This window comes from Pseudomonas sp. URIL14HWK12:I6, from assembly GCF_000514195.1.
GTDB classification, from domain to species: domain Bacteria; phylum Pseudomonadota; class Gammaproteobacteria; order Pseudomonadales; family Pseudomonadaceae; genus Aquipseudomonas; species Aquipseudomonas putida_A.
Map to the genome: position 1 here is coordinate 52,388 of NZ_AZVL01000013.1, position 24,879 is coordinate 77,266.

Below are 24,879 nucleotides of genomic sequence, written 5' to 3' on the forward strand. Positions count from 1 at the left end.
TGTCACGGCGTACCGTTTCTGCCGTACAGGCGAAAGCCTTCACGTTGGCTCAGACGCTCGTAATAAGCGCTGACGGCGGCATAGTCCGGATGCGCGAGCGGCGTTTCGAACCAGCGGTTGACTGACAGCCCGATGGGGATATCGGCGAGGGAAAACCGGTCGCCACTGACGTAGGCGCCAGTCTTCTGCAACTGTTGATCGAGGATGCCCATGGTCTGCGACCACTGCTCGATGCCCTTGGCCAGAGCGGCGCTGTCCTGATAATTCGCTGACTGGCGCACCAGCGACATGAATGCATACGACCACGACCGGTTCAACTCCGACGCTTGCCAGTCGATCCACTGATCGACCCGCGCACGAACTCGCGGCTCGGCGGGGTAGAGGTCTGCGCCGCCATAGTTGCCCGCCAGATAACGAATGATCGTGTTCGATTCCCACAGGGTGAAATCGCCGTCCTGAATCACCGGCACCATGGCGCAGGGGTTGAGGGCGAGAAACTCCGGGGTGTCGGTGGGTTTGAAGCTCGAGCCCCAATCCTCACGCTCGAACGGGATCTGCAGTTCAGCGCAGGTCCACAGCACTTTGCGCACGTTGATCGATGACGCCTTGCCCAGAATTCGCAGCATGAGTTTTCCCTGTCTCGTGGGTGCCTGTCGGGGCATCAAGAAATACCACACCACAACGCAGAAGGCCCGCGCATGGCGGGCCTTCTTTTTACATCGAATCAATCTCAGTGACTGCCCACCAGTTTCCCGCCCATCATCCGCCGCCGATAGGCGCTGTCACGATTGGCCAGCCAGAAGTACAGCGGCGACGTCACCAGCAACCCCACCAGCCACGACAGGTCCGCGCCGTTGATGTGCGCCGACACCGGGCCGACGTACAGCGGGGTGTTCATGAACGGGATCTGCACCGCAATGCCGATCGCATAGGCCAGCAACGCCTGCGGGTTGTAACGTCCGTATATGCCACCGTCGACCTGGAAGATCGACTGGATGTCGTACTGGCCCTTGTGAATGGCGTAGAAGTCGATCAGGTTGATCGCCGTCCACGGCACCAGCACCACCAGCAGCACCAGCACCATGTCGACGAAGTGGCCGATGAAGTCCTTCGACGCGCCGACGGCGGCGAAGCAGCAGGCCAGCAGCACGATGATCGAGATCACCGCACGGCTCTTGGCGGTCGGAATCCAGCGATAGGCAAAGGTCTGCACCAGAGTGATCAGCGACAGCACCGCGCCGTACAGGTTGAGGGCGTTGTGGCTGATCACGCTGAGCAGAAACAGCACCAGCATCAGCGGGCCGATCGAGCCGGTGGCGAGTTTGACCGCGTCCATGGTGTCCATGCCCACGGGTGTCGCGAGGACGGCGACGGCACCGAAGATGAACGCCAGACTCGAACCCAGCGCCGACCCCAGATACGTGGTCCAGAACGTCGACGAGACTTTGACGTCGGCCGGCAAATAACGCGAATAGTCGGACACGTACGGCGCAAACGCGATCTGCCACAGCGCGGCGAGCGACACGGTGGCGAGCCAGCCGGAAAGGTTGAAGCTGCCGCGGGTGAGGAAGTCATCGGTCTGGATATGGGTGAAGATGTAGCCGAAACCGACGACGATGCCGATCCCCAGCACCCAGGTGCCGATGCGGTTGAGCACGTGGATGAAGCGGTAGCCGATGATGCCGATGATCCCCGAGCCGAGGGCGCCGATGACGATGCCGACCGGCACCGGCACGCTGTCGACCACGCCGTGCAGCGACTTGCCGGCCAGCACGATGTTGGAGGCAAAGAAGCCGATGTACATGACCCCGGCAATCAGCACCACCAGCAGCGCGCCGAGCGAGCCGAACTGTGCGCGGCTCTGGATCATCTGTGGAATGCCCATCTGCGGACCTTGCGCCGAGTGCAGCGCCATCAGCACGCCGCCGACCAGATGACCGACCAGAATCGCGACGATGCCCCAGACCAGATTCAAGTGGAACAACTGCACGCCCAGCGCGCCGGTGACGATGGGCAACGGTGCAATGTTGCCGCCGAACCACAGCGTGAACAGATCCCTGACCTTTCCGTGGCGATCTTCGGGGGGCACGTATCCTATCGTGTGTTTTTCAATGAGCGGCGCGGATGTTGTTGCAGAGGTGGACATGACGAACTCCAAGGCAAGGATGAGTACGTGGACGTACTTCGGTAAGCGCCGACACGGACGGCGCATTTCTTGTTGAAGCGATCATGTGCAAAGGCCCGGGATAGATAAATTAGTAAGTTTGTTGCTTCAGACCTTAAAAAATATATGCCGCGTGTAATGCGTAGCTCCGGTATGTTCAGGCTTCACTCTGTCCTGGATTTACACAGTTTTGTGGTGAGGGGATTTATCCCCGATGGGCTGCGAAGCGGCCCCTCTTTTGACTTTAGAAACAGGGGCCGCTTCGCGCCCCATCGTGGATAAATCCCCTCACCACAGAGCCTCCTAACTACAGATAAATGTCCTGACAACAGATAAATCTCCTCACCACAAAAGCGTTGTCTCACTTGCAGAGGTTTTTATATGGCCGCCTACAACCTGCGCCAGCTCAAATACTTCGTCACCACCGCCGACTGTGGCAGCGTCGCCGAAGCCTCGCGCAAGCTCTATATCGCCCAGCCGTCGGTCTCCACCGCGATCAAGCATCTGGAAGAAAGCTTCGGCGTGCAGCTGTTCATCCGCCATCACGCCCAGGGCGTGTCGCTGACGCCCAGTGGTTCGCGTTTCTATCGCAAGGCGCTGGAATTGCTGCGAGTGGCGCATGAGTTCGAGCAGAACGCGCTGGCGGACAACGACGTGGTTTCCGGACAGATCGATATCGGCTGTTTCGAAACCGTCGCGCCGTTGTACCTGCCGCGCCTGATCGCCGGGTTCAAGCAGCGCTGGCCGGGGGTGGAAATCCGTATTCGCGATGGCGAACAGCAGGAACTGGTGCAGGCGCTGACCGCCGGCAGCATCGATGTGGCGATGCTCTTTGAACATGACCTCGACACCACCATCGACACCATGCCGCTGATGCCGCCGCAGCAGCCCTATGCGTTGCTGCCGGCCGACCATCGCTTTGCACAACAGGCTAAAGTCTCGCTGCACGATCTGGTGCTGGAGCCGATGATCCTGCTCGACGTGGTGCCCAGCCGCACCTACTTCGTGAGCATTTTCGAGGAGCGCGGACTGACCCCGCACATCGTCTTCAGCTCACCGTCGATCGAGATGGTGCGCGGCATGGTCGGGCGCGGTTTCGGTTTTTCGATTCTGGTGACCCGACCGTTCGGCGAGTACACGTACGACGGGCAGAAAGTGGTGTGCGTGCCGCTGGCGGAAACCGTGACTGGCTCGGGCTTATCGGCAGCCTGGCTGCGCCGGGTGCAACTGACCAAACCGGTGCAGTTGTTCGTTGATCATTGCCGCGAGGAATTGGCCCGACTGCACGCTTGAAGGCAGTCAGGCCGAAAGGATCAGGCGCGAATCGAGGCCAGCATCCGTTGCAGCATCGCATCGCAGGCATCGAGTTGCGCACGACTGACAAACTCATCCGGTTTGTGCCCCTGATCCATGCTGCCGGGGCCGCAGACCACCGTGGGAATACCCGCCGCATCGAACAGCCCGCCCTCGGTGCCGAACGCCACGGTGGTGAATTCCCGTGAACCGCAGAACGCCGCGATCAACTCCGCCGCCTGACTCTGCGCATCGGTAGCCAGGCCGGGATAAGCCGACAGCTCACTGAAACGAATCGCACTGTGCTCACTCACTGCCCGCATGCGCGGCAGCACTTGCTGCTCGGCGTAAGCTTGCAACTGTTGTGCGACCTGGGTTGGATCCTGCGAGGGCAGGGCGCGGATCTCGAAGTCGAAGCGACAATCGGCGGGGACGATGTTCAGCGCCTTGCCGCCGCTGATCACTCCGGTCTGCACCGTGCTGTAGGGCGGCTCGAAACGTGCGTCGTGATGCTCGGGTGCTTTCAGTTGCTGGCCGATGCGCCCAAGCTCACCGATCAGCTCGGCGGCGTACTCGATGGCGTTGACCCCCAGCGGTGCGTAGGCCGAATGACACGGATGGCCGTGCACGTCGCAGCGCATCGCCAGTTTGCCTTTATGGCCGAGCACCGGTTTCAACTCGGTCGGTTCACCGATGATACACAGCAGCGGTTTGACCGGCCGCTGCTCCAGCTCGGCGAGCAACGAGCGCACCCCGAGGCAACCGACTTCTTCGTCGTAAGACAGGGCGATGTGCACCGGCATGCGCAGCTCTGCAGCGACCAACGCCGGCACCAGGGCCAACACGCAGGCGATGTAGCCCTTCATGTCGGCGGTGCCGCGCCCGAACAGCTTGCCGTCGTGTTCGCTGAGTTCGAACGGCACAACAGTCCACGGCTGACCGTCGACCGGCACCACATCGGTGTGACCCGAGAGCACAATGCCCGATTGCCCGGCCGGGCCAATCGTGGCGAACAGATTGGCCTTGCTGCGCTCGGCGTTGTAGATCAGCTCGCACGGCACGCCGAAGCCAGCGAGGTAGTCGCGCACGAACTCGATCAGTTGCAGATTGGATTCGCGGCTGGTGGTGTCGAAGCCCACCAGCGTCCTGAGCAACCCGACGCTGTTCATCGATCATCCCCGGCAACGCCATAACCCGGCGCCTTGGCCGGGTCGAGTGCGCGGTCGATGTAGTCCTGCAACTGCGGCTGATAGGCGTCCCAGAGTTTTTGCAACTGGCCGATCGGGTCTTCGTCGGCCCAATCAACGCGCAAATTGACGATCGGCCAGGTCTGTTCGCCGACCACCACCACGGCCGCCGAATGCACCGGCCCGGCTTCGCCACCGAGGGCTTGTGCGGCGTGCAAGGCCTTGAGCAAGCGGTCGGCCAACTGGCCTTCGCCGTCCTCAAAGGCACTCACCATCGCTTCGATTACCGAGCGCCCGGCGAGCATGTTGCCGGCGGCCACGCATTGTTCGCCGCACACTGCGTTGTGCACGCCAAGGGTTTGGGCACCGCTGAAATGCGCGGTCTGGCCGAGGTGGTTGATCGCGGTGATCTGTCGGTACTGGCTGTAGCCGTTGCGGGTCAGCACCTGGTCCAGCGCCGCGTCGGGCGCCTGACCTTGTTCCATCAATGCGAGGACTTCCGGGCCGAGGGAGGGCAGAGTGATGTTCTGGCTCGACACCGCGCCGACACCCGGCAACAGCCACGGGCAACGCGCGCCGACGGCGATACTGGAGGAACTGATGGCGACACCGAACTGGCCGGTTTCGGGGCAACGGGCTGCGATTGAAAAGGTCATGGTCTAACTCCTTGTGTGTCTGGGCCGGCCTCTTCGCGAGCAGGCTCACTCCTACCTTGAAATGCGTTCCCTTGTAGGAGTGAGCCTGCTCGCGATAGCCGCGACTCGGTCTTCCGACTTACTCGGGAATCACCGCCACCACATCAATCTCCATCAGCCATTGCGGCTGCCCCAGTGCCGACACCACCAGCCCGGTGGAAATCGGGAACACGCCTTTGAGCCACTTGCCGACTTCCTGATACACCGGCTCGCGGTAGCGCGGGTCGATCAGGTAGGTGGTGGTCTTGACGATGTGGCTCATGTCACTGCCGGCTTCTTCCAGCAGTTGCTTGACGTTGCGCATCGCCTGTTCGGCCTGCGCACGCGGATCCCCGAGACCCACCAGATTACCGTCGAAATCGGTGCCGACCTGACCCCGGACATACACGGTGTTGCCGGCGCGCACGGCCTGGCACAGGTCGTTGTCCAGGGTCTGGTTAGGGTAGGTGTCCTTGGTGTTGAACATACGGATGCGGGTGTGGGTTGGCTTGCTCATGTACAGCTCCAGACTGAGTGTTCAGCGGCGCACCGGGCACCGCCGCGGAAGAGGGCAATCAAGCGTCGACGGTATCGGCGGCTTTGGTGCTGGCGGTCGAATGCAGGGCGGCTTCACGCTGCTCGGCATCCTTGTAATCGAGGTATTTACGCTGGGTGGCGATGTGGTCGGCCACGTGTTTGGCGTCATGCCACACGCCCCAGATGAACGACGAACCACGGCGCGACTGCCATGGCAGCCCGAGGAAATACACCCCCGGCTCACTGGACACTCCGCGCTGGTGCTGCGGTTTGCCCTTGTCGTCAAACGCTGCGACCTGCAGCCAGGAATAGTCCACGGCGAACCCGGTGGCCCAGATGATCGAAGTGATCCCGGCCTTGGCCAGATCCAGATCGAGCAGCGGATTTTTCACGCACTCGGGATCCGGATAGGTTTCGCGCGCCTCGGGTTCTTCGGGAAGATCCAGGCCATTGCGTTCGATGTAGGCATCGGCGGCATCCAGCAGGGCGAGGTAGTTGTCATCGCCACGCTTGAGGTTGTCCACCAGGTCCTGCTTGAAGGTCACCACGCCGTTATTGAACGACTCGGTCACGCCGACCAGCGTCATGCCGCGATGGGCCAGACCACGGAAGTCGATGGTGCGCCCGCCATGCGCGCCGCTGACCGCGATGGTCACGTGCTCACGGCCGGGTTTCATCGCCGCCTGATCCCACTCGCCGAGCACCCCCAGCCACCAGCAGAAATCACGGTTGCGATAGGCACGCGGCGGACGGTCATGCGCACCGACCGACAGATAGACCTGCTTGCCGGAACGCTGCAATTCATCGGCAATCTGCACGCCCGACGAACCAGCGCCAACCACCAGCACTGCGCCTGCGGGCAGTTGCTGCGGGTTGCGATAATCAGCGGAGTGGATCTGCAACAGACGTGGGTCTTGCGGCGCGATCGGCGGGATCACCGGGCGCTGGAACGGGCCGGTTGCCGCGACCACGCGGCTGGCCTCGATCACGCCTTCGGAGGTCTCGACGGTGAAGCCCGGACGCCCGACATTGCGCACCACGCTTTTGACCTCGACCCCGGTGCGGATCGGCGCGTTGAATTTCTTCGCATAGGCTTCGAAATAGTCCGCGACGCGCTCCTTGGGGGCGAAACCGTCGGGGTCGACATCATCGAATTCCAGCCCCGGAAAACGGTCGTGCCACGCCGGACCGTTGGCCACCAACGAGTCCCAGCGCCCGCTGCGCCAGCGTTCGGCAATGCGGCTGCGTTCCAGCACCAGATGCGGCACGCCGAGTTTGCTCAGGTGCTCGCTCATCGCCACACCCGCCTGTCCGGCGCCCACGACAAGTGTGTCTGTTTTTATTATTTCAGTGGTCATTTCTACATCCTTCCTGGCAAGGCAAGTGGATTCGGATCGCTTCAGGCTTGTCCGTTTTGCTTGCGGTCAGACTAGGCAGGAGGGGGGTATCGGTAAAATATTATTAAGCTGGGCTGTGAATACAAATTGCTGAAGCAGAGGGGGGGAAGCCAGTAAAAACGCGGCTTGCAGGGCAGGGGCGGGTTGTCCCGGGCGGGAAAACCCGGGACAGACAAGGAAAATTTCTCCTTTAAGGAGGGGGAGTGTCGCGTCAGTTGCCGTCGGCAACCTTGCGTTCGATCGCATCGGTCTTGCGCTTGAGTTCCTCGGCCTCCTGTTCCTTGGTGCGGATCGAGGTTGGCGTCAGCACCTCGTCTACTGCTTTGGTGTCGTCGTCACTGTCCTGCAGATCCCGGCGAACCACATCCACCGGTTTACCCGCCGCATCGAGCGGTGGTGCGTTATGAGGGGTTGCAGGCTTGCGGTCATCGGTGTTTTTCATTTTTCATACCTCCATTGGCTTACAACGTTGGATGCGACGACATGACGCGAGTTCGAGAAATTTCACGGGTAACCGCTGCCGCCCTCGGTTGTGCGCTGCTGATCGCTGCCAATTCGGCACACGCCGCCAGTTTCGATTGCGCCAAGGCCCAAGCGGCAGACGAAAAAGCGGTCTGCGCCAACCGCTCGCTGAACGATCTGGACGTCACTATGGGCGAGCTGTTCAGCCTCGATAAACGCCTGCTGCCGATGGGCGGGCGCGATGCTCTGATCGGTGAGCAGCAGGCCTTCCTCAAAAGCCGCAAGGCCTGTGGTGCGAAGGTCGATTGTTTGACTGATCTGTATCAGAAGCGCGTCGTTGCGTTGCGCAACATCATCGAGACGCGGGTGATGACGCAGGGGCCGTTTTGACCCGCTGCGTTTTTCTGCTGCTGGTCAGGTCATGCCGTCAAAGCAAACTCCACGACACCCCGACATAGACCCCCAACCCTTCACCCGGCGTAGACCGCGCCGCATCCTGGCCTTTGTCGTCATACCCCGGTGTGACCGTCGCGGCGTAGTGCTTATTGGTCAGGTTGCGCAGGTCGAGCCAGGTTTGCCAGTCGTTTTTCGGCGCGTTGTAGCCGACGGTGGCGCCGAACAGTGCGTAGGGATCGGCGTAGTAGCTGTTGGCGTAATCCACCGCGACTTTGGACACCAGCTGCGTGTTGACTGCCGCGAAGAAACCCTGCGGCCAGTCGTGGCGCAGTTCGCCCTGGTAGTAGTGCATCGGCAGGCCGGGCAGGCGGTTGTCGCCGAAGCGCTGGTCGTCGCGGTAGTGGAAATCGCTGAAGGTGTAAGCCTGACGCAGGCTCAATTTACGTCCGTCGGCGGCCGACCACAGCGTGCTTTGCAGACTGGCTTCCACGCCTTGGTGCACGGTGGGGCTGGCGTTGAGTTCGTACGGGGTGACGGCGTTGGCGTCCGGCAGTACCGACAGCAATTCGTGGCGCACTTGGGCGTAGTACCACGCCAGGCTCCACTGGCCGAGCGCGCTGTCGCCGCGACCGCCGAGTTCGAGGGTGGTCGCGGTCTGGTTCTGCAGTTTGATCGGGTCGCTCTGAGTGCCGGTCGCCGCACCGTTGCCGGCCGGGAAGCGGATGTTCGAGCTGTAGATCAGCGACCATGGGTGCGGTGCTTCGACCGAACGGCTGAGGTTGCCGAACACTTGCAGGTCCGGCGTGACCTGATAGCGCAGGCCCAGACGTGGCGCGTAATCCCAGTCGTTCAGGCTGGTCTTGCCGCCGCTTTGCGGGTAGGTGACGGCGCTTTCGCGGCGGGTGTAAATGGCGGCGAGGCCCGTGGTCAGCCACAGGTCGTCGGCGATTTCCAGGTCGTTGCCCACGTGCAGAACGGTGTCCGAACCCTGATAGGTGAAGTTGCGCATGCGGGTGCCCGGCGCATACGCGGCGGTGTTGCCGGACGGGATGCGCACGAACTCACTGGCGCCGTCGTTCGGCAGGTGTTTGGTGGTGCGCAGGCCTACAGTGCTGCGGCTTTCCATGCCGAACAGGGTGTCGCGGCGCTTGTAATCGAAGGTGCCGCTGACATCGGTGTAGGCCACTTTCAGACGGTTCGGGCCTTCGCGCAGGTCCATCGGGTAGTCGTGATAGACCAGCCCGGTCTGGATGCTCGAATCGTCGTCGATGTAGTAGGTGGTCTTGTTGCCGATGAAGGCGCTGCCCGGTTGTTTGCGGCTGTCATCGCGCGCCACGTAGGCAGGGTTGGCCGCCCGTGGAGTGTGCTCGATCGAGTGCTTGGTCACGCGGCCGGCGAGGTCGTTGTCGGTTTCGCGATAGCGGAAGTAGAAGCGGGTTTCCAGGTTCGGATTGAAGCGATAACCGAAGTTGGCGATCACGCCTTTGCTCTCGCTGGCGGTGTGATCCTGATAGCCGTCGGCGTTCGAGTCGGTCAGCGACACGTAGTAATCGAAGTCGCCCAGCACCTGCCCGGAACTCACCTGACGCTGCTGATAACCGTGGCTGCCGGTGGCATAGCGCACCTGCAATTTCGGCGCGTCGTAGCCGGTGTGGCTGACGTAATCGATGGCGCCACCCAGCGCCAGTGCACCGCGATCAAAGCCGTTGGCGCCGCGCAGCACCTCCACATGGTCGAGCCACAGCGGTTCGAGCAATTCGTAAGGCGTGCCGCCGGGGCCGGTCAGCGGCAGGCCGTCGAGCATCGTGTACAGCCCCGAAGCGTGGGCGCCCGGTGCGCGGTTGATCCCCGAACTACGGATCGAGATTTTCACCCCTTCATTACCCGCCGACTGCGCGTAGACCCCGGGCTGATACGCCAGTACATCCTGGTTGCTCGCCACCCGGCCCTGCAACGGCTGGCGCATGTCGACCACATTGCTGCCGCCGGGCACCTGCGCCAGACGCGCTTGGGCCTCGGCGACGGAGGCATCGGCGCCGCTTTGTTCTTCAGCCGAAATCAGCACCTGTCCCAACTCCATGCTCTTGGGTTCCTCGGCCATGACCGGGCAGGCGAGGGCCAGGCCCAGCAGGGCAGAGGGCAGGGATTTGGGTGACGGCATCGAAGAAACTCCAGGCAGACAGGAACGGGCAATGAACAGTGCGACGCAAGAAGGAACGACGGAAACACATGGCAATTTTGCTTTTTGAACGGGGTGCTGCGTGGCAGGCGGGGGCAGGATTGCTCAGGAGGCGGCAGTCAGGGCCATACACGCAGACGACTGGCCGGGCTCTATCGCGGCCAGTCGTCCGGCGTATATCTGGATCAAGCAATCTTCAGCGCCATGAGAATGTCCAGCGGTGTCTGGGCAAATGCCCGGGCCTGTTCGGTCATCTCGGCAAGGTTTTCTTCGGCCGTGAGCAGCGGCTGGTCACCCTTGTGCAGCACTTCGCCCTGATCACCGATCACGGCCCACGCCAACTGCGCCCAGTCTTGCGGGTCGGTCATGCCTTGCTTGATCGAAATCAGGAACAACTGCTGCACGCGGCTGATCGGTACGCCACCGCCGGTGACCGGACTGGCCAGCACCTGAATGTTGTTGTTGAACAGCGCGCGTTTGCACAGTTGCAGGTTGAGAGTGTCGCAACGTTCCTGCACCTGCCTTTCGGCGGCTTCGCTCTGGCACGGGGCGGCGACGCCCATGCCGATCAGCACGGTGACAGCCTGCACCAGGTCGTCATAAGACACGGCGCCGACGGCTATCGACAACTGCTGCAAGGTTTTCGCTTCGTAGGCATTGGCGGCGAGCGCTGCGAGCACCGGGCGGTAAATGTCCGCTTGTAAAGACGCCTCGCCCGCAGGGCCTGTGACCGTGCCGGGAATGCTTTCGATGGCTTGCAGCAGGACAAAACGGCTTCTCAGCAGCCCATCGCGCTGCTCGGCGGCAGACAGCCGATTGGCGCCGCGTACGTACAGATCCCGGCGAAAGTTCTGATTGATGAAGTAGTCGCGCGCCTGTTCGCGCATGATCGGGTGCTCGATACCTTGCAGAAAGTCCATGCCCTCTGCACTCAGATTCAGCGCAGCCACGGTGTCCAGCGGTACGGCCGTAGTGGCGTAGTCGAGTTTGGCTGCGGTCATGGCATCGACCACGTCGATGAAATACTTGCAGTCCCAGTCGCGGTTGAAATACTCGTGGGCCACGTACTGACGGTTCTGGCCCTTGATGCTCTGCAACTGGGCACCGAGGGCCGGCGCCGCTCTGGCGTACTTCGGATTGGCCGCCAGCAGCGTTTCGGAAAACTCCATCGCGGCATCGATGCGTTTGGCCGGGCTGGTCGAGGCCTGGCTGGCAAAGCGGTTGTGCAGGCTGAACAGATTGCGCAGTGGCGCCGAAGGCGACCAGCCCGGGAAGCAGTTGTAGCTCACGTACAACATGCCGCCGGGCTTGAGGTGGCGACGGGCGAACTCGACGATCAGTTGTTGATTGTCGCGGCTGACCCAGGACCAGATGCCATGCAGGCTGATGCTGTCGAACGCCGGCAGATCATTGCGGGCCAGCAGTTGCTCGAAGCTGTCGTCATACAGACGGGCCTGGCTGTTCCAGTCGTTCGCCAATGCGATGGCATGCGCGGCCTGAGATGGCGTGAAGTCGGTGCCAACGTAGTTGCCCGGGTTGGCGGCGGCGTGGATGTTGATTGAAACACCCTGGCCGAAGCCCAGTTCGCAGTGGTAACCGCCGGTGTCTTCGAGGGTGGCAAAGCCGCGCAACAACAAACAAAAACGCTGGAACACCGGGTTGATTTCCCGGCTGTACGAATAGGTGTAACCCTCGTCGGTGAAATACCCTTCGTTCCAGGCATTGCTCATGGGTGCATCCTTCAATTCGCGAGTGAGAGCCGCTCTTATAAGGGTTGGCAATGTGCACCACAAGCGGAAAAACATGTAAGTGAATCTTACGATTGCCGAGGCGTTTAGACGTCTGTCTGCCATCGCTGCTGTGGGCCGCAAATCGGTCATGCAGTCTTTCGGGCCAGCGCCCGGGTTAATTCGAGCACCATGCCCTGTAGGAGTCAGCGCCCGTGCGCCGCGTCCGCCAGTTGCCCGGTATCGACCCGCACGAATACCGAATCGCCCACCGCCGTCAGCACTTCCCCGGCATACACCTCGCAAATCACCCGCGTCTTGCGCCCGACGTCGCCTTCGACCCTGGCGCGCAAGGTCAGGGTGACGCCCATCGGTGTGGGTTTGATGAACTTGAGGCCGAGGTTGCCAGTGACGCAGTCGATGCGCGGCAGGCTGCCCGGCTCGCGATGTTCGTGGCGGTAGTGGTAAGCCATCGCGGTCCAGTTGGAGTGGCAGTCGACCAGCATCGCCAGCAAGCCGCCGTACACCAGGTCCGGCCAGCCGCAGTATTTGTCTTCCGGCAGTTGTTCGGCCATGACGTGCACGCCGTCCTCGTGCCAGTAGCTTTTGACGTGCAGGCCATGGGGGTTGCGGCTGCCGCAGCCGTAGCAGACGCCTTCGGGGGCGGCGAGGTCTTGCAGAGGCGTTTCGGAACGGGTCATGGGTCTGATCATCCTGAAGTGGTGAGTCCGGTCAGGCGCAGGCGGTTGCGCCCACCGCGCTTGGATTCATACAGCGCGGCGTCGCCTTGTTCGATCAATGCCGCGAGGCTGGCCGGTGGCTGGTTGAACAGGGTGGCACCGATGCTCAGTGTCACCGGCTCTGGTGTCGGGAAGGCTTGCGCGGCGCTGCGCTGAAATTGATCGCGCAGGGCGTCGCCCAGTCTGACGATGTGATCACTCGGCGCGTTGCTCAGCAAAATCACGAACTCGTCGCCGCCCAAACGGGCGGCCAGCGCCTCATCGGTGGTCTCGGCGCGGATCATTTCGCTCAACGCCACCAGCAAACGGTCGCCGGCGCTGTGGCCGTACTGATCGTTGACCGATTTGAAGTTGTCGATATCGATCAATAGCAGGGCGCCGGGATGCGCCGCAGACACGCCCCGCAGCAGGCCCGGCGCGCGCATGTCGAGGGCGCGGCGGTTGTAGAGCGCGGTCAGTGGATCGCGGGCGGCCAGTCGGGCGATCTGCTCCTCGCGCCGGTAGCGTTCGGTGCCGGTCATCGACAGTGCGATCAGCATGATCGCCATCGCGCCCTCGACCAGCGAGATCTGGATGATGACGCCACGGAACGCAGCCAGGTCGATCAGCGTGCCGGGGATCACCACGGTCAGGGCCTTGGCCACATAGAAGATGCCGTGACCGAGCAGCACATAGCGCAATTGCACCGCACCGACGCTCAGCGATTTGCCATGCGGGCGCAACAGCAAACTGGCCTTGAGCGTCGAGGCGGCGACCAGCAGCGAGTTGGCGGCCAGCATGACTTTCGACCACAACGGCCCTTCCGGCAGCAACAGCATCACCAGCCAGCAGACGAAGATCAGGTACCAGGCCGGTGACAGGCGGATCTGCGTAAAGCGCGCCACCCCCAGCAGAAACAGGAAGTGCGCGGTCACCAGCAAGCCGTTGGCGAACCAGATGCCGATCAGCAAAAAGCCGTTGCTGCGCAGCAGGGCCAGGGTGGAACCGATGGTGATGGTGGCGAAACCGGCGCTCCAGAACAGCAGCGAAGGCTCACGAATGCTGCGCCACTCGACCGCCAGATACAGCGCGGCGGCGGCTGCGAGAGCGATCGAGATGGTCAGCATCGTTGGTGGGTCGAGCGGCATTTCCGGGGGAGCCTGTCAGAAGGTCGGTAAGGCCGCCGATTGTAAGCGTTCGGGGCCGTTTTGGCAGGCGCCGCATACGATCATCACCGACCGGCGTCCACGCTCATTCGTGAGGCGTGAGCCAGGTGTCGACGACCCGTCGATCCAGTTCTTCCCAGTACGCCATGCCCAGCACCCGGGTGGTGTTCAACCCGCGCAAATAGCCACGCAACTGATTGGCGGTATCGCGCTTGAGCTGCGCATCGGTGATGTCCTTGTCCAGCAACACGTTTTCGTACTGCACCAGGTATTCCGCCACCCGCTCGCGAAAGTCGGGCAGAACCGCGTCGCGGATCAGGTCAAAGGTTCTCAAATCGGCTTCCTCACTGTTGTTTTAGTCATTGGGGATGAGTGTGTACCCGTCTTTATCGTGCGCAACTATCGCTAGAAGTAATAGTGACCATCACGAAACGCAAGTTCAGCTTTGCTGGCAATAGGCGGAAAATTCCCCTCATTGAAAACGCAGCTCAAGGAAATTGCGCGATGAAGACACTGACCCGACTGGCGCTGACCGCTCTGCTGATGAGCGGCATGGTAGCCACGGCACCGTCTTACGCCGACGACGCCTGTGCGTGTCATCTTCAGCCAATCGCCGGCAGCAGCGCGACTTTGCAGCATTCACAAACCGTGGGTGTGTTGTACAGCGAAAACACCCGGGAAAACCTGCAATACCTGACGCGCTACCACGATATGGCGCTGCACGGGGCCAAGGATGCACTGGATCCGCGAATCCGCGCCGCGTTTGTCAGCAGCTCCGACCCGGAACTGGCGATCGACTGGTTGCTCAGCTCGCTGCAACGCCAGTTCATGTCGGTGACCGTTTACGACAACCTCGATGCACTGATTCTGGCGCATCCGGACATCGTGGTGAAACTGGACACCTTCAACCGCTTGCTGACTCAGCAGAACAGCCTGTACGAGGCGCATTTCATCGCGCGTTTCTACGATGCCGACCTGCAGTACATCGGCAAAGCCGAGGGCTCGGTGGAGAAACAGATTTCGTCGGTGTGGGTACACGACAAAGCGGCGCACGAGATTGCCGCGCAGATCGAGCAGCAACGTGACCTGCAACTCAATGCCTTGAAGCAGTTCGATGCCTCGCTCAAGGCGCTGGTGGCTTCCAGCTGAACACTCAAAACCAAAAGGGCAGCGGCGGCGCCGTGACGCTGAACCGCTGCCAGTTGAACCGAACCTTTATTTTCAGGATTACCCCGATGCGTGCTTTGTTTGCCCCGACCCTGGCCGTTGCCTCCTTGCTGCTCGCCGGTTGCGCCTCCGCACCGAACGACCCGACGCTGACCTTGCAGACCCGCAAGACCCCGGCGCAATACGCCGATTGCGTGGTGCCGAAGCTGCAGGGCAGTGCACTGAACCCGACCGTCTCGCAGACCCAGCGCAGCTACCGGATCGTGGTGCCAAGCAAAGTGTCGGCAGACAACGTGCTGGAAGCCTACAAGGCCGGCAACGGCGGCAAGGTGTTCATCTACGAGCGCCACTTGCTGGCTTCGAACTTCCTGCCTTCCAGTTTTGAACGCGCCGCCCAGGACTGCATCTGACCCGGCTGCGCAACCCGTTTTAACCGAGCTCCTTTGGTTGGCCGCAACCAACCAATACTTTGCCCCGCACCTCATTCGGTTGCGGGGCTTTTTTTGTCTGACGTTTGCTGCTGTGACGACGCCGACAATCGACCGCTCGCCCGGAGTCGTCGGCTTCTTGCGCCGTCATATTGAAATATGGTTGTATTGTACAACTAAATTTCAGCGGTGATGTGTCATGAGTATCCCTTCAGCCTTGATCGAAGAAATCCGTACAGCGTCGCGCACGATGGTGCGTGAGTTCGGTTTCCTGCGCGCCACCTTGGCGGCGACCGATTATTCAGCCTCCGGCGTGCACGCATTGCTGGAAATCGAGGCCGGGGACGGCGTCAGCGCTGCGCAACTGGCGCAAAGCCTTGGCCTGGAAAAATCCAGTGTCAGCCGCATGGTCGGCAAACTGATCAAGGCCGGGGAGATCGAGGAGCGTGCCGCCGAGGACGCGCGGGTCAAGCATCTGCACTTGACGCCGCAGGGCCGGCAGACCGTCGCCGACATTAATGCCTATGGCCAGGCCCAGGTCAGCAAGGCACTGGACACGCTCAATCCGTCGCAACAACAGAGCGTGGCGCAGGGCCTGTCAACCTACGCGCATGCGCTCAAGACCATCCGTCTGGGCGCCGACCGGCCACTTACGCCGAACCTGCACATCAGCGCCGGCTATCGCCCCGGGCTGATCGGCCGCGTGGCGCAAATGCATGCGGATTATTATTCGCGGCATTCCGGTTTCGGCGCGATCTTTGAAAGCCGCGTCGCCCGTGAAACGGCGGAGTTTGTCGGGCGCCTCGATCAGCCCTGCAACCAGATCTGGGTAGCCACGCTTGATGAGCGCATCGTCGGCTCGATCGCAATCGACGGCCAGGATCTGGGCAACAATCAGGCGCATTTGCGCTGGTTTATCCTCGACGACGGCTGCCGCGGCAGTGGCGTGGGCCGGCAGCTGCTGAGCGCGGCGGTGGAGTTTTGCGATCAGCAGGGTTTTGATGCGATTCAGCTCTGGACCTTCAAGGGCCTAGACGCCGCGCGCCGACTGTACGAAGCGGCCGGGTTCGAATTGACCATGGAAGAGCAGGGCAGTCAGTGGGGCAGTGTGGTGACGGAACAGCAGTTCACCCGCCACCGGACGTGATCGCTATTGTTCCAGCCAGTCAGGATAGATCTGCACAAAGTGCTGCTGCAGCCATTCGACAAATACCTGAACTTGCGCAGCCAGATGCGTGCGGCTGGGGTACAGCAGTGATACCGGGCGCGGGGTGGGCCGATAGGCGCTGAGGATTTCCACCAGGGTGCCGCTGGCCAGATATTCGGCCACGGTGATGCCTGGCGCCTGAATGATTCCAAAGCCCGCTACGCCGCACTGCACGTAGGCATTCGACTCGGTGACGGTGATGCCGGCGTTGCTGATGAACGCGCGGTCTTTGCCTTTGACCGAGAAGTGCCAGGGCAATGTCCTGTTGTTTTGGCCGGAAAGAAAATTCACCCCGTGATGGGCATTCAGATCGTCGAGTGTCCGCGGTTCGCCGTGTTCCTGCAGATACTCGGGGGCTGCGCACGTGACCATGGTTGCCATGGCGATCGGGCGAGCGATCAAGGTCGAGTCCGGTAACTCGCCAATTCGTAACGCGCAGTCGATGCCTTCACCGATCAGGTCGACCGCCCGATCAGTCACGCCCAGCACCATGTCGATCCCGGGGAAGGCGCTGGTGAAGGTTTTCAGGTTTTTGATGAAGTCCAGTTGCGCGAACGCGGTCGGGATATCGACCCGAAGCCGGCCTTCGAGCGTTGCTCCGCTGCGGTCGAACATCGAAGTGGCGGCCGAGATATCCGCGAGAATCTCCTGCACTCGCTCATAGAACAGTTGGCCTTCGGTGGTGAGCGCGACTTTTCTGGTGGTGCGCTGAAACAGACGCACACCCAGGGATGTTTCCAGCTCCTGGATGTAACGGGTGACCTGGGGGCGCCCGATGTCCAGCGATTCGGCGGCTTTGGTGAAGCTGCCGAGCTCGGCAAGCCGAGCGAACAGTCGCATCGATTGCAGCAATTCCATGATCGGGACCTGAGGGAATTCAATTGTTGCTTGAGGATAGAATAATCATGTGCCTTTTTGCGTATTTATTGCGCGAGCCCAACAGCGAAAGATGTGCCCAGGCAAACCCTTGGTGGTTTGCAGCCATTGACCCGTTTTTGGAGATTCGCAATGAAAGCCTGGTTACTGAAAGATTTCGGCCTCGACAATCTGCACCTGGAAGAGACAGCGACCCCGCAGCCAAAGGCCGGCGAATTGCTGGTAAAGGTCGGCGCCGTGTCCCTCAATTTTCGCGACAAGGCGATTGTTGACGGCATCTACGAGCCGCACATGGTGCCCAAACCGTTGATTCCGGTGAGCGACGCAGCGGGCACCGTGGTCGCGGTGGGTGACGGCGTCAGCCGCTTCAAGGTCGGCGATCGGGTCAACTCGCATCTGTATTCCCGCTGGCTGGATGGCGAGCCGGGGCCGAATGAACCGGACTACTGCTTTGGTTCGCCGTTGCCCGGCGGATTGGCCGAATACATGATCATCCACGAAGACAGCGCCGTTGCCGCACCGGACAACATGAGCGACGAAGAGGCGGCGACGCTGCCGATTGCTGCGCTCACGGCGTGGTACTCACTGGTCGACTTTGGACAGATCCAGCCCGGCCAGACCGTGCTGGTACAAGGCACGGGCGGGGTGTCGATTTTTGCCGTGCAGATCGCCACGGCGCTGGGCGCCAAAGTGATCGCCACATCGAGTAGCGAGCACAATCTGCAAGCCGTGAAGGAACTGGGAGCGGTCGCGGGCGTGAACTACAGAACGACACCGAACTGGGCCGATGAAGTGTTGCGGCTGACTGACGGCAAAGGCGTGGATCTGCTGCTCGACGTGGCCGGTGGCAACGGCATCAATCAGTCGGTTGCAGCGACCAAGGCTTCCGGGCGCATTGCACAAATCGGCTTTTTGACCGGGCAGACCGTTGCACTCAATCTGATGCCGCTGATTTTCCGCCAGACCACCATTCGCGGTATCGCCGTGGCACCGCGCTCATCCTTCGACCGAATGAACGTCTTCCTCAACCAGCACAAGATTCGCCCGGTGATCGATCAGGTGTATCCGTTCGAGAAAGCGCGCGAGGCGTACGAGCATCTGGCGAAGGGCGCGTTTGGCAAAGTGGTGATCAAAGTCGCCTGATATAGGCACAGGGCCAGGCAACGGGGCTCAATGCGATTGCGCCAGACCCTGTTGCGCCTTGGCTCTGGCAATCGAAAACGCCTTCGGCAGGCTGGCGCCATTCTTCGCGGCCAGGATCTCGGCCATCACGCTGACCGCGATCTCCGCCGGTGTCTTGCTGCCAATGTAGATGCCGATTGGCCCGTGCAGCCGCTCGAGTGATGCCTGGGTCTCACCAAAATGCTCGATCAGACGTTCGCGGCGCAGTTGGCTATTGCGCCGCGAGCCGATGGCGCCGATGTAAAACGCCGGGCTGTGGAGGGCCTCGAGCAGTGCCAGATCGTCGAGTCGCGGATCATGGCTCAAGGCGACGATGCAGGTGCGCAGATCAACCGCGAAGTCGCGCACCACGTCATCCGGCATGCCGATGATCCGCTCCACACCGTTCACCGCCCAGGTTTCGATGTATTCGGCACGCGGGTCGCACACCGCGACCTTGAAGCCGTTGAACAGCGCCATGGTCGCCAGATACTCGGCCAGCGCGCCGGCACCGATCATCAGCAGCCGATACCCCGGCCCGAGGGTATTGAGCATCCGGTGGCCGTCGAAACTGAATTGCTCAGGAGTTGCCGTGGTTTCCAGCGTGACGCGACCGCTATCCAGTGCCAGGCAGCGGCGCACCAGTTGCCCGGCATCCAGTTGCACCAGCAGTTCGTCGAGCACCTGCCAGGACGGGTTGAACTCCAGAATCAGCTCAAGCGTGCCGCCACAGGGCAAACCGAAACGATGCGCTTCGTCGGCACTGACGCCGTAGCGCACCACCTCGGGCGCACTGTCCTTGAGGCCGCTGCCGCCATGCGCGGTGGTGTAGCGCTGGATCAGGTCGTCCTCGATGCAGCCGCCGGACACGCTGCCCACCACGCGACCGTCGTTACGCAAGGCCATCATCGACCCTGTCGGGCGCGGCGAAGAGCCCCATGTGCGCGCCACCGTGGCGAGCAACACTTGCTCGCCGGCGGCGAGCCAGTCCCGCGCGGTGCGCAGGACCAGCAAGTCGATGCTTTCCATCAAACGTTCCTCTAACGCATTTGCAGGATGATCGGGCTGCTGCTGGCCGGATCCGTGCGTTCACGCAGTTTGTTGACCGCCTGCGCTTCAACGGCACCACCCTGATTGCCCCAGGTGCTGCGCATGAAGCTCAGCACTTCGGCGATCTCTTGATCCGATAACTGTTCACGGAATGCCGGCATGCGATAGGCGTCCGGTACTCCGGCGGCCACCACCCGCTGCGAACCGTTGAGGGTGATGTTGATCGCGGAGGCACTTTCCTTGGCCAGTGCCGAGGTGGCGCCGGCCAGCGGCGGCATCCATTCCGACTGGCCCTTGCCGTCCAAACCGTGGCACGAAGCACAGCGCGTGACGTAGGTATGAGCACCGGGCGCGTCCAGACGTTCCGTCGCCGAAACCGTTTGGTACTGCCATGGCTGGCCGTCGCGCTGACGGTCCCCGGGCAATGACTTGAGATAACGGGCAATTGCGCTCAGATCGTCATCGCTCATGAACTGCGTGGAGTTGTTGAACGCCTCGGTCATCGAGCCATAAACCACTGCATGTTTGTTACGCCCGGTCTTGAGGAACTGCACGATCTCCGGTTCGCTCCAGCGGCCCAGACCGGTGTTGTGGTCGTCACGCAGACTTGGCGCGTACCAGCCATCGAGCAAGGCGCCGGCGAGGTACGGCGTGGCGGATTCATCCAGAGCCTTCTCGTTGAACGCCAGACCGCGCGGCGTATGGCAACTGCCGCAGTGCCCGGCGCCTTGCACGAGATAAGCGCCGCGATTCCACACGGCATCCTGCGACGGTTTGGCCACGTAAGGTTCGGTATCGGCAAACACACCGTTCCACAGCGCAATCGGCCAGCGCAGGTTCAACGGGAAAGGAATCGCACTCGGGATATTCGCCTGCTTGACCGGTGCCACGCCTTTCATGAAAAACGCGTACAGCGCTCGCACATCGTCGTCACTGAGCTTGGCGTAGGACGGGTAGGGCATCGCCGGGTACAGACGACGGCTTTCAGGTGCCACGCCGTGGCGCACCGCACGGTCAAAGTCCGCCAGGCTGTAGCGACCGATGCCGGTTTCCGGCTCCGGGGTGATGTTGGTCGCGTGGATCGCGCCCAGTGGTGTGGCCATTTCCAGGCCGCCAGCGAACGGCGCACCGCCCGGCACGCTGTGGCATGCCACGCAATCGCTGAGTCGGGCGACGTATTCGCCACGAGCGACCAGCGCCGGGTCGATATCGGCCACGGCGGTGTGGTTGTTTTCAAGGCGCGAGACAGGCTCGCGGGTGACATACCAGGCCAGCAGGCCTGCCGCGACCAGGCACGGCACTGCCAGCCAGCCAGCGGTTCTTGCGAATCGGCTGTTATTCATGGACGCTCCGGCGCTGATCAAGTGAAGGTGTGTCGGCTCATGGGCAGGCTGCGCACCCGTTGCCCGGTCAGCGTTGCCACCGCATTGGCGACGGCGGGCGCGACAGCGGGCAACGGTGGTTCGCCGATGCCGCCCATTTTTTCCCCGCTCTCGACAACACGCACGTGGACCCGGGCCATCCGCGCAGGCGGCAGGATCGGATACAAGTCGTAGTTGCGCGCGCGCGGTTTGCCATCAATCCACACGGCTTCCTCCACCAGGGTCTGCGACAGGCCCAGCGCCACCGCGCCATTGACCTGCGCTTCGACAATCGCCGGATTGACGATGCTGCCGGGGTCGATCGCCTGCCAGATGTCGTGCACCTTGACCTGACCGTTCTCGATGGAGACCTCGGCGATCACGGCGGTCTGGGTACCGAACGGCGACGCCATCGCCACGCCTCGCGCACGTTTGCTGCCGTCCGCCGCGGTGAACGGCCCACGCTTCCAGCCACCCGACAGCTCGCCCACTGCTTGCAGCAGCGTGGTCAGTCGCGGGTTGTCGCGCAGCAGATGCAGGCGCAATTCGAACGGGTCCTTGCCACCCTTGTCGGCCAGTTCGTCAAGGAACGATTCGTAGAAGAAGTCGTTGAGCGAATTGCCCACCGAACGCCAGTAACCAAGCATCGCCGGGCCTTTGGCGTAGATCTGCGCGATGCGCTTGTTGGGGATCGCATAGGACTTGCCCGACAAGCCTTCAAGCGCCGTCGGGTCGAGTTTTTCACCCTGTTTGCCGGCCAGCGCCTCGGTCGGGCCTTCGGTGGCGCTGATTGCTTCGATTGCCAGCGGCCAGCCGTCGTTGTCCAGCGCGGCGCGGAAATTCACGGCGGCCACGGGACGCAGCACATCGCGCAGGAACTCTTCCTCGCGGCTCCAGATCAGTTTGACCGGGCGACCAACCGCTTTCGATAACTCGATTGCCTGCGGGTAGGGACTGGCGGCATCGTAGAGGAAGTGCCGACCGAAGAAGCCCCCGAGCAATGGCGAATGCAAGGTGATGCGCGACGGATCCAGCCCGGTGCGTTTGGCGATGTCGGCACGAAACATGTCCGGCGCCTGATTCGGCAGCCAGACTTCCAGCGAACCGTCGGGATTGAAGCGGGCCAGCGCCGACGGCGGCTCCAACTGACCGTGGTTCAGGTACTGGTTGTGGTAGGTGGCGTCGATCCGCGTTTTGGCGTTCGCCAGAGCTGCAGCCACGTCGCCCTCATTTTCATCATCCTTGGCCGGGCCTTTGTCTTCAGCCAGGCGCTTGAGCCAGGCATCGCTGGAAAAGTCGGCGGGCATCGGCCGTACCTTGCTGTCGGCCGTGGGTTCCTGCCAGTCGACCTGAATCGCTTCCACTGCACGTTTGGCGTGCCACCAGCGTTCGGCGACCACCGCCACGGCACCCGGCAGACGATGCACGGAATGCACGCCTTTCATTGCTTTGACCTGCTCTTCGTTGCGCAGGTTGCCCACGGTCATCCCCAAACGCGGGGCATGCTGAACGGCGGCGTGGAGCATGTCGTCGACCTTCAGGTCGATGCTGTACAGCGCTTTGCCCGTGGACTTGTCGTAGGCATCGACGCGCTTCACCGGTTTGCCGATCCAGCGGAACTGGCTCGGATCACGCAGTTGCACCGAGGCCGGATCGGGAACCGGCAGATCCATGGCATGTTCGGCCAGTTCGCCGTAGGCCAGCGAGCGGCCCGACTTGGCGTGCACGACTTTGCCGGGTTCGGTACTCAGTTCGCTCACCGGCACCCCAAGTTTCTGCGCGCCCGCCTGCAGCAGCATGGCGCGGGCGAGGGCGCCGAGGCGGCGCATCACCGGGTAACTCATGCGCACCGACATGCTGCCGCCGGTGATGCGCATACCGTTTTCCATCACCACATAGGCTTCGCCGGGCGGCGCGGCTTCGACCAGGAATGTCGACGGGTCGGCATCCAGTTCTTCACCGACGATCTGCGCCATCGCGGTGAACGTACCTTGTCCGCCTTCCATGAACGGGCAGAGCAGGCGCACGCGGTTGTCCGGGCGAATTTCCAGAAACGCCGGCACCTGCGTGCCGCGCTCGGCAGTCGCGGCCGCCACGGCAGCTTGCACCCGAGTCGTGCCCAGCGGCAGGCCGAAACCGAGCACCAGTGCGCCGACAGCGGTGCCGGCCAGGAAACGTCTGCGCGACACGTTGATTGGTTCGTGCAGAGCCAGTGCTGATGCTTCCTGAGCAGGATCGATACGCACGTTCATCAGGCGTCTCCCTTGCCGGCCAGCTCATGCACGGCGGCATGAATGGCGTTGTACGTGCCGCAGCGGCACAGGTTGACCATCGCCGCCTCGATCTGCGCGTCACTTGGCTTGGGGTTTTGCTTGAGCAGCGCCGTGGCCGCCATCACCTGCCCGGACTGGCAGTAGCCACACTGGGCGACCTGCAGATCAACCCAGGTCGAGACCACCCGTTTGCCCACGTCATCGGCCTCGATCGCCTCAATGGTGGTGACCTCGCGGCCGACCACACCGGCCACTGGCGTGACGCAAGAGCGCACCACGTTGCCGTCCACCAGCACGGAGCAGGCGCCGCACTGCGCCAATCCACAGCCGTACTTGGTGCCGGTCATGCCCAGATCATCGCGGATCACCCACAGCAGGGGCGTATCGGCGTCGGCATCGACCTGATAGGTTTTCTGGTTGATTCGTAGTTCCATGGTTCACCCGCTCGATCATCGGTTGACGTGCATTTTTATAAGCGGTGAAACGCTGCGTGGCGCCTCACCGGTAAAGCGTGTTCTTTGCTCAACTGGCCGCGTTGCCCAGTGCTTCTGCGGCGAAGGGGTCGCCACGCAGTAGCGCGATGTCACGACTGGGTGCGGTGCCGTACAGGCGTGCGTATTCACGGCTGAACTGCGAGGGACTTTCATAGCCGACCGCAAACGCCGCTCGCGAAACGTCCAGACGCTCCATCAACATCAGCCGACGGGCCTCGTTCAGTCGCAGCCATTTCTGGTACTGCAGCGGGCTCATGCCGGTGAGCTGGCGGAAGTGATGGTGAAAGGTCGGTGCGCTCATCTGCACCCGCGCCGCCAGTTCATCGATGCGCAGCGCCTCGGTGTAGTTGACCTTGAGCCAGTCGATGGCTTTGGCAATGCGATAACCCTGGCCATCGACGGCCGTGATCTGCCGCAGCCGCGCGCCTTGGTCGGTATGGAGCAGCCGATAGTGGATTTCCCGCAGCACCAGCGGCGCCAGCACCGGGATCGCCTCAGGCTCGTCGAGCAATGCCAGCAGGCGCTCAAGCGCGCCTTCCAGCGCGCACGACAGGTTGCCAATGCCAGCGCCGGTGTTCGTCGACGGCTGCCGTTTCGCAGGCAAGCCACCTTTGCTGAGGATCTCGGCGAGCATGCCGACATCCAGCTTCAGCACCAGCCCGACACAGGGCTGTTCGGGGCTGGCTGCAAGCACTTCGGAATTGGCGGGCAGATCCAGCGAGGTGACCAGAAACCGCGAAGGGTCGTAGCTGTAGCCCTCACCGCCGACCCACAAGCGCTTTTCCCCACGGCCCACCAGAATCAGGCTCGGCTCGATCATGCACACGGTCGGTGGCGCCGGCTGATCGCGACGAAACAGCGACAGGCCGGGTATCGACGTGGCGAAGTCGCCCGCTACGCTCACGCGCGAGTCAATGTTCAACGCCAAAGGTGATTGGTGGCGCAGCGGGGTAGGGATCAT

General features: G+C 62.2%; 24 protein-coding genes. 6 read left to right on the forward strand and 18 right to left on the reverse strand.

The annotated features are described in order from the left end of the window. Window positions 1-2: 2 nt before the first annotated feature. Together H043_RS0117960 and H043_RS0117965 are read right to left on the reverse strand one after the other, a co-directional pair. Window positions 3-626 carry a glutathione S-transferase family protein gene (locus H043_RS0117960; RefSeq protein WP_027612999.1) on the reverse strand — a complete coding sequence of 208 codons (624 nt, stop codon included), beginning with the start codon at window positions 624-626 and terminating at the stop codon, window positions 3-5. Window positions 627-730: 104 nt separating this feature from the next. After that, the gene (locus H043_RS0117965) at window positions 731-2,146 is read right to left on the reverse strand and encodes a cytosine permease (protein ID WP_027613000.1); all 1,416 of its coding nucleotides are present in this window, start codon (window positions 2,144-2,146) and stop codon (window positions 731-733) included. Between the two features lie 399 nt (window positions 2,147-2,545). On the opposite strand from H043_RS0117965, the gene H043_RS0117970 reads away from it, so the two are divergent. After that, on the forward strand, window positions 2,546-3,457 hold the full coding sequence (locus H043_RS0117970) for a LysR family transcriptional regulator (RefSeq protein ID WP_027613001.1): 912 nt from the start codon (window positions 2,546-2,548) through the stop codon (window positions 3,455-3,457). Window positions 3,458-3,477: 20 nt separating this feature from the next. Here H043_RS0117970 and argE read toward each other — a convergent pair whose 3' ends face one another. The 5 genes from argE to H043_RS0117995 form a co-directional block, all read right to left on the reverse strand. After that, window positions 3,478-4,626, reverse strand: a complete 1,149-nt coding sequence (argE, locus tag H043_RS0117975) for an acetylornithine deacetylase (protein ID WP_027613002.1) — start codon at window positions 4,624-4,626, stop codon at window positions 3,478-3,480. Then, window positions 4,623-5,300, reverse strand: a complete 678-nt coding sequence (locus tag H043_RS0117980) for a DUF1028 domain-containing protein (protein WP_027613003.1) — start codon at window positions 5,298-5,300, stop codon at window positions 4,623-4,625. The genes argE and H043_RS0117980 overlap by 4 nt, the downstream gene beginning before the upstream one ends. Before the next feature lie 118 nt (window positions 5,301-5,418). Next, on the reverse strand, window positions 5,419-5,835 hold the full coding sequence (locus H043_RS0117985; RefSeq protein WP_003225869.1) for a RidA family protein: 417 nt from the start codon (window positions 5,833-5,835) through the stop codon (window positions 5,419-5,421). Between the two features lie 58 nt (window positions 5,836-5,893). Further along, entirely contained in the window at window positions 5,894-7,213 is a 1,320-nt protein-coding gene (locus H043_RS0117990) for an NAD(P)/FAD-dependent oxidoreductase (RefSeq protein WP_027613004.1), read from the reverse strand. 250 nt (window positions 7,214-7,463) lie between these two features. Beyond that, a complete protein-coding gene (locus tag H043_RS0117995; RefSeq protein ID WP_027613005.1) occupies window positions 7,464-7,694 on the reverse strand; it encodes a hypothetical protein in 231 nt (76 codons plus the stop codon). A 41-nt stretch (window positions 7,695-7,735) separates the two neighbouring features. Here H043_RS0117995 and H043_RS0118000 point away from each other — a divergent pair, with 41 nt between their 5' ends. Then, on the forward strand, window positions 7,736-8,104 hold the full coding sequence (locus H043_RS0118000; RefSeq protein WP_049827905.1) for a lysozyme inhibitor LprI family protein: 369 nt from the start codon (window positions 7,736-7,738) through the stop codon (window positions 8,102-8,104). 37 nt (window positions 8,105-8,141) lie between these two features. Here H043_RS0118000 and H043_RS0118005 read toward each other — a convergent pair whose 3' ends face one another. The 5 genes from H043_RS0118005 to H043_RS0118025 all read right to left on the reverse strand — a co-directional run bounded on the left by H043_RS0118005 (window position 8,142) and on the right by H043_RS0118025 (window position 14,235). Next, a complete protein-coding gene (locus tag H043_RS0118005) occupies window positions 8,142-10,271 on the reverse strand; it encodes a TonB-dependent receptor (RefSeq protein WP_027613007.1) in 2,130 nt (709 codons plus the stop codon). A gap of 203 nt (window positions 10,272-10,474) precedes the next feature. Continuing rightward, window positions 10,475-12,019 (reverse strand): class I SAM-dependent methyltransferase, encoded by a 1,545-nt coding sequence (locus H043_RS0118010; RefSeq protein WP_027613008.1) that lies wholly within the window; start codon window positions 12,017-12,019, stop codon window positions 10,475-10,477. A gap of 203 nt (window positions 12,020-12,222) precedes the next feature. Next, window positions 12,223-12,717, reverse strand: coding sequence for a PaaI family thioesterase (locus H043_RS0118015; RefSeq protein WP_027613009.1), 495 nt, complete (start codon window positions 12,715-12,717; stop codon window positions 12,223-12,225). 8 nt (window positions 12,718-12,725) lie between these two features. Beyond that, entirely contained in the window at window positions 12,726-13,883 is a 1,158-nt protein-coding gene (locus tag H043_RS0118020) for a GGDEF domain-containing protein (protein ID WP_027613010.1), read from the reverse strand. A 103-nt stretch (window positions 13,884-13,986) separates the two neighbouring features. Then, the gene (locus H043_RS0118025; RefSeq protein WP_027613011.1) at window positions 13,987-14,235 is read right to left on the reverse strand and encodes a hypothetical protein; all 249 of its coding nucleotides are present in this window, start codon (window positions 14,233-14,235) and stop codon (window positions 13,987-13,989) included. Between the two features lie 170 nt (window positions 14,236-14,405). Here H043_RS0118025 and H043_RS0118030 point away from each other — a divergent pair, with 170 nt between their 5' ends. The 3 genes from H043_RS0118030 to H043_RS0118040 all read left to right on the forward strand — a co-directional run bounded on the left by H043_RS0118030 (window position 14,406) and on the right by H043_RS0118040 (window position 16,643). Then, the gene (locus tag H043_RS0118030; RefSeq protein ID WP_027613012.1) at window positions 14,406-15,050 is read left to right on the forward strand and encodes a hypothetical protein; all 645 of its coding nucleotides are present in this window, start codon (window positions 14,406-14,408) and stop codon (window positions 15,048-15,050) included. 86 nt (window positions 15,051-15,136) lie between these two features. Continuing rightward, complete coding sequence (locus tag H043_RS0118035; protein WP_027613013.1) at window positions 15,137-15,478, forward strand: hypothetical protein; 342 nt, start codon at window positions 15,137-15,139, stop codon at window positions 15,476-15,478. Between the two features lie 217 nt (window positions 15,479-15,695). Next, window positions 15,696-16,643 carry a helix-turn-helix domain-containing GNAT family N-acetyltransferase gene (locus H043_RS0118040; protein WP_027613014.1) on the forward strand — a complete coding sequence of 316 codons (948 nt, stop codon included), beginning with the start codon at window positions 15,696-15,698 and terminating at the stop codon, window positions 16,641-16,643. Between the two features lie 3 nt (window positions 16,644-16,646). Here the strand turns inward: H043_RS0118040 and H043_RS0118045 are convergent, their stop codons facing one another. Continuing rightward, entirely contained in the window at window positions 16,647-17,543 is an 897-nt protein-coding gene (locus H043_RS0118045; protein WP_027613015.1) for a LysR family transcriptional regulator, read from the reverse strand. A 168-nt stretch (window positions 17,544-17,711) separates the two neighbouring features. On the opposite strand from H043_RS0118045, the gene H043_RS0118050 reads away from it, so the two are divergent. Next, window positions 17,712-18,722 (forward strand): NAD(P)-dependent alcohol dehydrogenase, encoded by a 1,011-nt coding sequence (locus H043_RS0118050; protein ID WP_027613016.1) that lies wholly within the window; start codon window positions 17,712-17,714, stop codon window positions 18,720-18,722. A gap of 27 nt (window positions 18,723-18,749) precedes the next feature. On the opposite strand, the gene H043_RS0118055 is transcribed toward H043_RS0118050, so the two are convergent. The 5 genes from H043_RS0118055 to H043_RS0118075 form a co-directional block, all read right to left on the reverse strand. Continuing rightward, window positions 18,750-19,769, reverse strand: coding sequence for an XdhC family protein (locus H043_RS0118055; protein WP_027613017.1), 1,020 nt, complete (start codon window positions 19,767-19,769; stop codon window positions 18,750-18,752). Window positions 19,770-19,780: 11 nt separating this feature from the next. Next, a complete protein-coding gene (locus tag H043_RS0118060) occupies window positions 19,781-21,133 on the reverse strand; it encodes a cytochrome c (protein WP_027613018.1) in 1,353 nt (450 codons plus the stop codon). 17 nt (window positions 21,134-21,150) lie between these two features. Then, a complete protein-coding gene (locus H043_RS0118065) occupies window positions 21,151-23,403 on the reverse strand; it encodes a molybdopterin cofactor-binding domain-containing protein (RefSeq protein ID WP_027613019.1) in 2,253 nt (750 codons plus the stop codon). Next, window positions 23,403-23,858: a (2Fe-2S)-binding protein gene (locus tag H043_RS0118070; protein WP_027613020.1), complete on the reverse strand. Its 456-nt coding sequence runs from the start codon at window positions 23,856-23,858 to the stop codon at window positions 23,403-23,405. The genes H043_RS0118065 and H043_RS0118070 overlap by 1 nt, the downstream gene beginning before the upstream one ends. 88 nt (window positions 23,859-23,946) lie before the next feature. After that, the gene (locus tag H043_RS0118075; protein ID WP_027613021.1) at window positions 23,947-24,879 is read right to left on the reverse strand and encodes an AraC family transcriptional regulator; all 933 of its coding nucleotides are present in this window, start codon (window positions 24,877-24,879) and stop codon (window positions 23,947-23,949) included.

What these genes read in the sequence shown, in the direction of transcription:
- H043_RS0117960 (WP_027612999.1), bottom strand. Translation starts at nt 626, where the DNA reads ATGCTGCGAATTCTGGGCAAGGCGTCATCGATCAACGTGCGCAAAGTG.
- H043_RS0117965 (WP_027613000.1), bottom strand. Translation starts at nt 2,146, where the DNA reads ATGTCCACCTCTGCAACAACATCCGCGCCGCTCATTGAAAAACACACG.
- H043_RS0117970 (WP_027613001.1), top strand. Translation starts at nt 2,546, where the DNA reads ATGGCCGCCTACAACCTGCGCCAGCTCAAATACTTCGTCACCACCGCC.
- argE (WP_027613002.1), bottom strand. Translation starts at nt 4,626, where the DNA reads ATGAACAGCGTCGGGTTGCTCAGGACGCTGGTGGGCTTCGACACCACC.
- H043_RS0117980 (WP_027613003.1), bottom strand. Translation starts at nt 5,300, where the DNA reads ATGACCTTTTCAATCGCAGCCCGTTGCCCCGAAACCGGCCAGTTCGGT.
- H043_RS0117985 (WP_003225869.1), bottom strand. Translation starts at nt 5,835, where the DNA reads ATGAGCAAGCCAACCCACACCCGCATCCGTATGTTCAACACCAAGGAC.
- H043_RS0117990 (WP_027613004.1), bottom strand. Translation starts at nt 7,213, where the DNA reads ATGACCACTGAAATAATAAAAACAGACACACTTGTCGTGGGCGCCGGA.
- H043_RS0117995 (WP_027613005.1), bottom strand. Translation starts at nt 7,694, where the DNA reads ATGAAAAACACCGATGACCGCAAGCCTGCAACCCCTCATAACGCACCA.
- H043_RS0118000 (WP_049827905.1), top strand. Translation starts at nt 7,736, where the DNA reads ATGACGCGAGTTCGAGAAATTTCACGGGTAACCGCTGCCGCCCTCGGT.
- H043_RS0118005 (WP_027613007.1), bottom strand. Translation starts at nt 10,271, where the DNA reads ATGCCGTCACCCAAATCCCTGCCCTCTGCCCTGCTGGGCCTGGCCCTC.
- H043_RS0118010 (WP_027613008.1), bottom strand. Translation starts at nt 12,019, where the DNA reads ATGAGCAATGCCTGGAACGAAGGGTATTTCACCGACGAGGGTTACACC.
- H043_RS0118015 (WP_027613009.1), bottom strand. Translation starts at nt 12,717, where the DNA reads ATGACCCGTTCCGAAACGCCTCTGCAAGACCTCGCCGCCCCCGAAGGC.
- H043_RS0118020 (WP_027613010.1), bottom strand. Translation starts at nt 13,883, where the DNA reads ATGCCGCTCGACCCACCAACGATGCTGACCATCTCGATCGCTCTCGCA.
- H043_RS0118030 (WP_027613012.1), top strand. Translation starts at nt 14,406, where the DNA reads ATGAAGACACTGACCCGACTGGCGCTGACCGCTCTGCTGATGAGCGGC.
- H043_RS0118035 (WP_027613013.1), top strand. Translation starts at nt 15,137, where the DNA reads ATGCGTGCTTTGTTTGCCCCGACCCTGGCCGTTGCCTCCTTGCTGCTC.
- H043_RS0118040 (WP_027613014.1), top strand. Translation starts at nt 15,696, where the DNA reads ATGAGTATCCCTTCAGCCTTGATCGAAGAAATCCGTACAGCGTCGCGC.
- H043_RS0118045 (WP_027613015.1), bottom strand. Translation starts at nt 17,543, where the DNA reads ATGCGACTGTTCGCTCGGCTTGCCGAGCTCGGCAGCTTCACCAAAGCC.
- H043_RS0118050 (WP_027613016.1), top strand. Translation starts at nt 17,712, where the DNA reads ATGAAAGCCTGGTTACTGAAAGATTTCGGCCTCGACAATCTGCACCTG.
- H043_RS0118055 (WP_027613017.1), bottom strand. Translation starts at nt 19,769, where the DNA reads ATGGAAAGCATCGACTTGCTGGTCCTGCGCACCGCGCGGGACTGGCTC.
- H043_RS0118060 (WP_027613018.1), bottom strand. Translation starts at nt 21,133, where the DNA reads ATGAATAACAGCCGATTCGCAAGAACCGCTGGCTGGCTGGCAGTGCCG.
- H043_RS0118065 (WP_027613019.1), bottom strand. Translation starts at nt 23,403, where the DNA reads ATGAACGTGCGTATCGATCCTGCTCAGGAAGCATCAGCACTGGCTCTG.
- H043_RS0118070 (WP_027613020.1), bottom strand. Translation starts at nt 23,858, where the DNA reads ATGGAACTACGAATCAACCAGAAAACCTATCAGGTCGATGCCGACGCC.
- H043_RS0118075 (WP_027613021.1), bottom strand. Translation starts at nt 24,879, where the DNA reads ATGATCCCTACCCCGCTGCGCCACCAATCACCTTTGGCGTTGAACATT.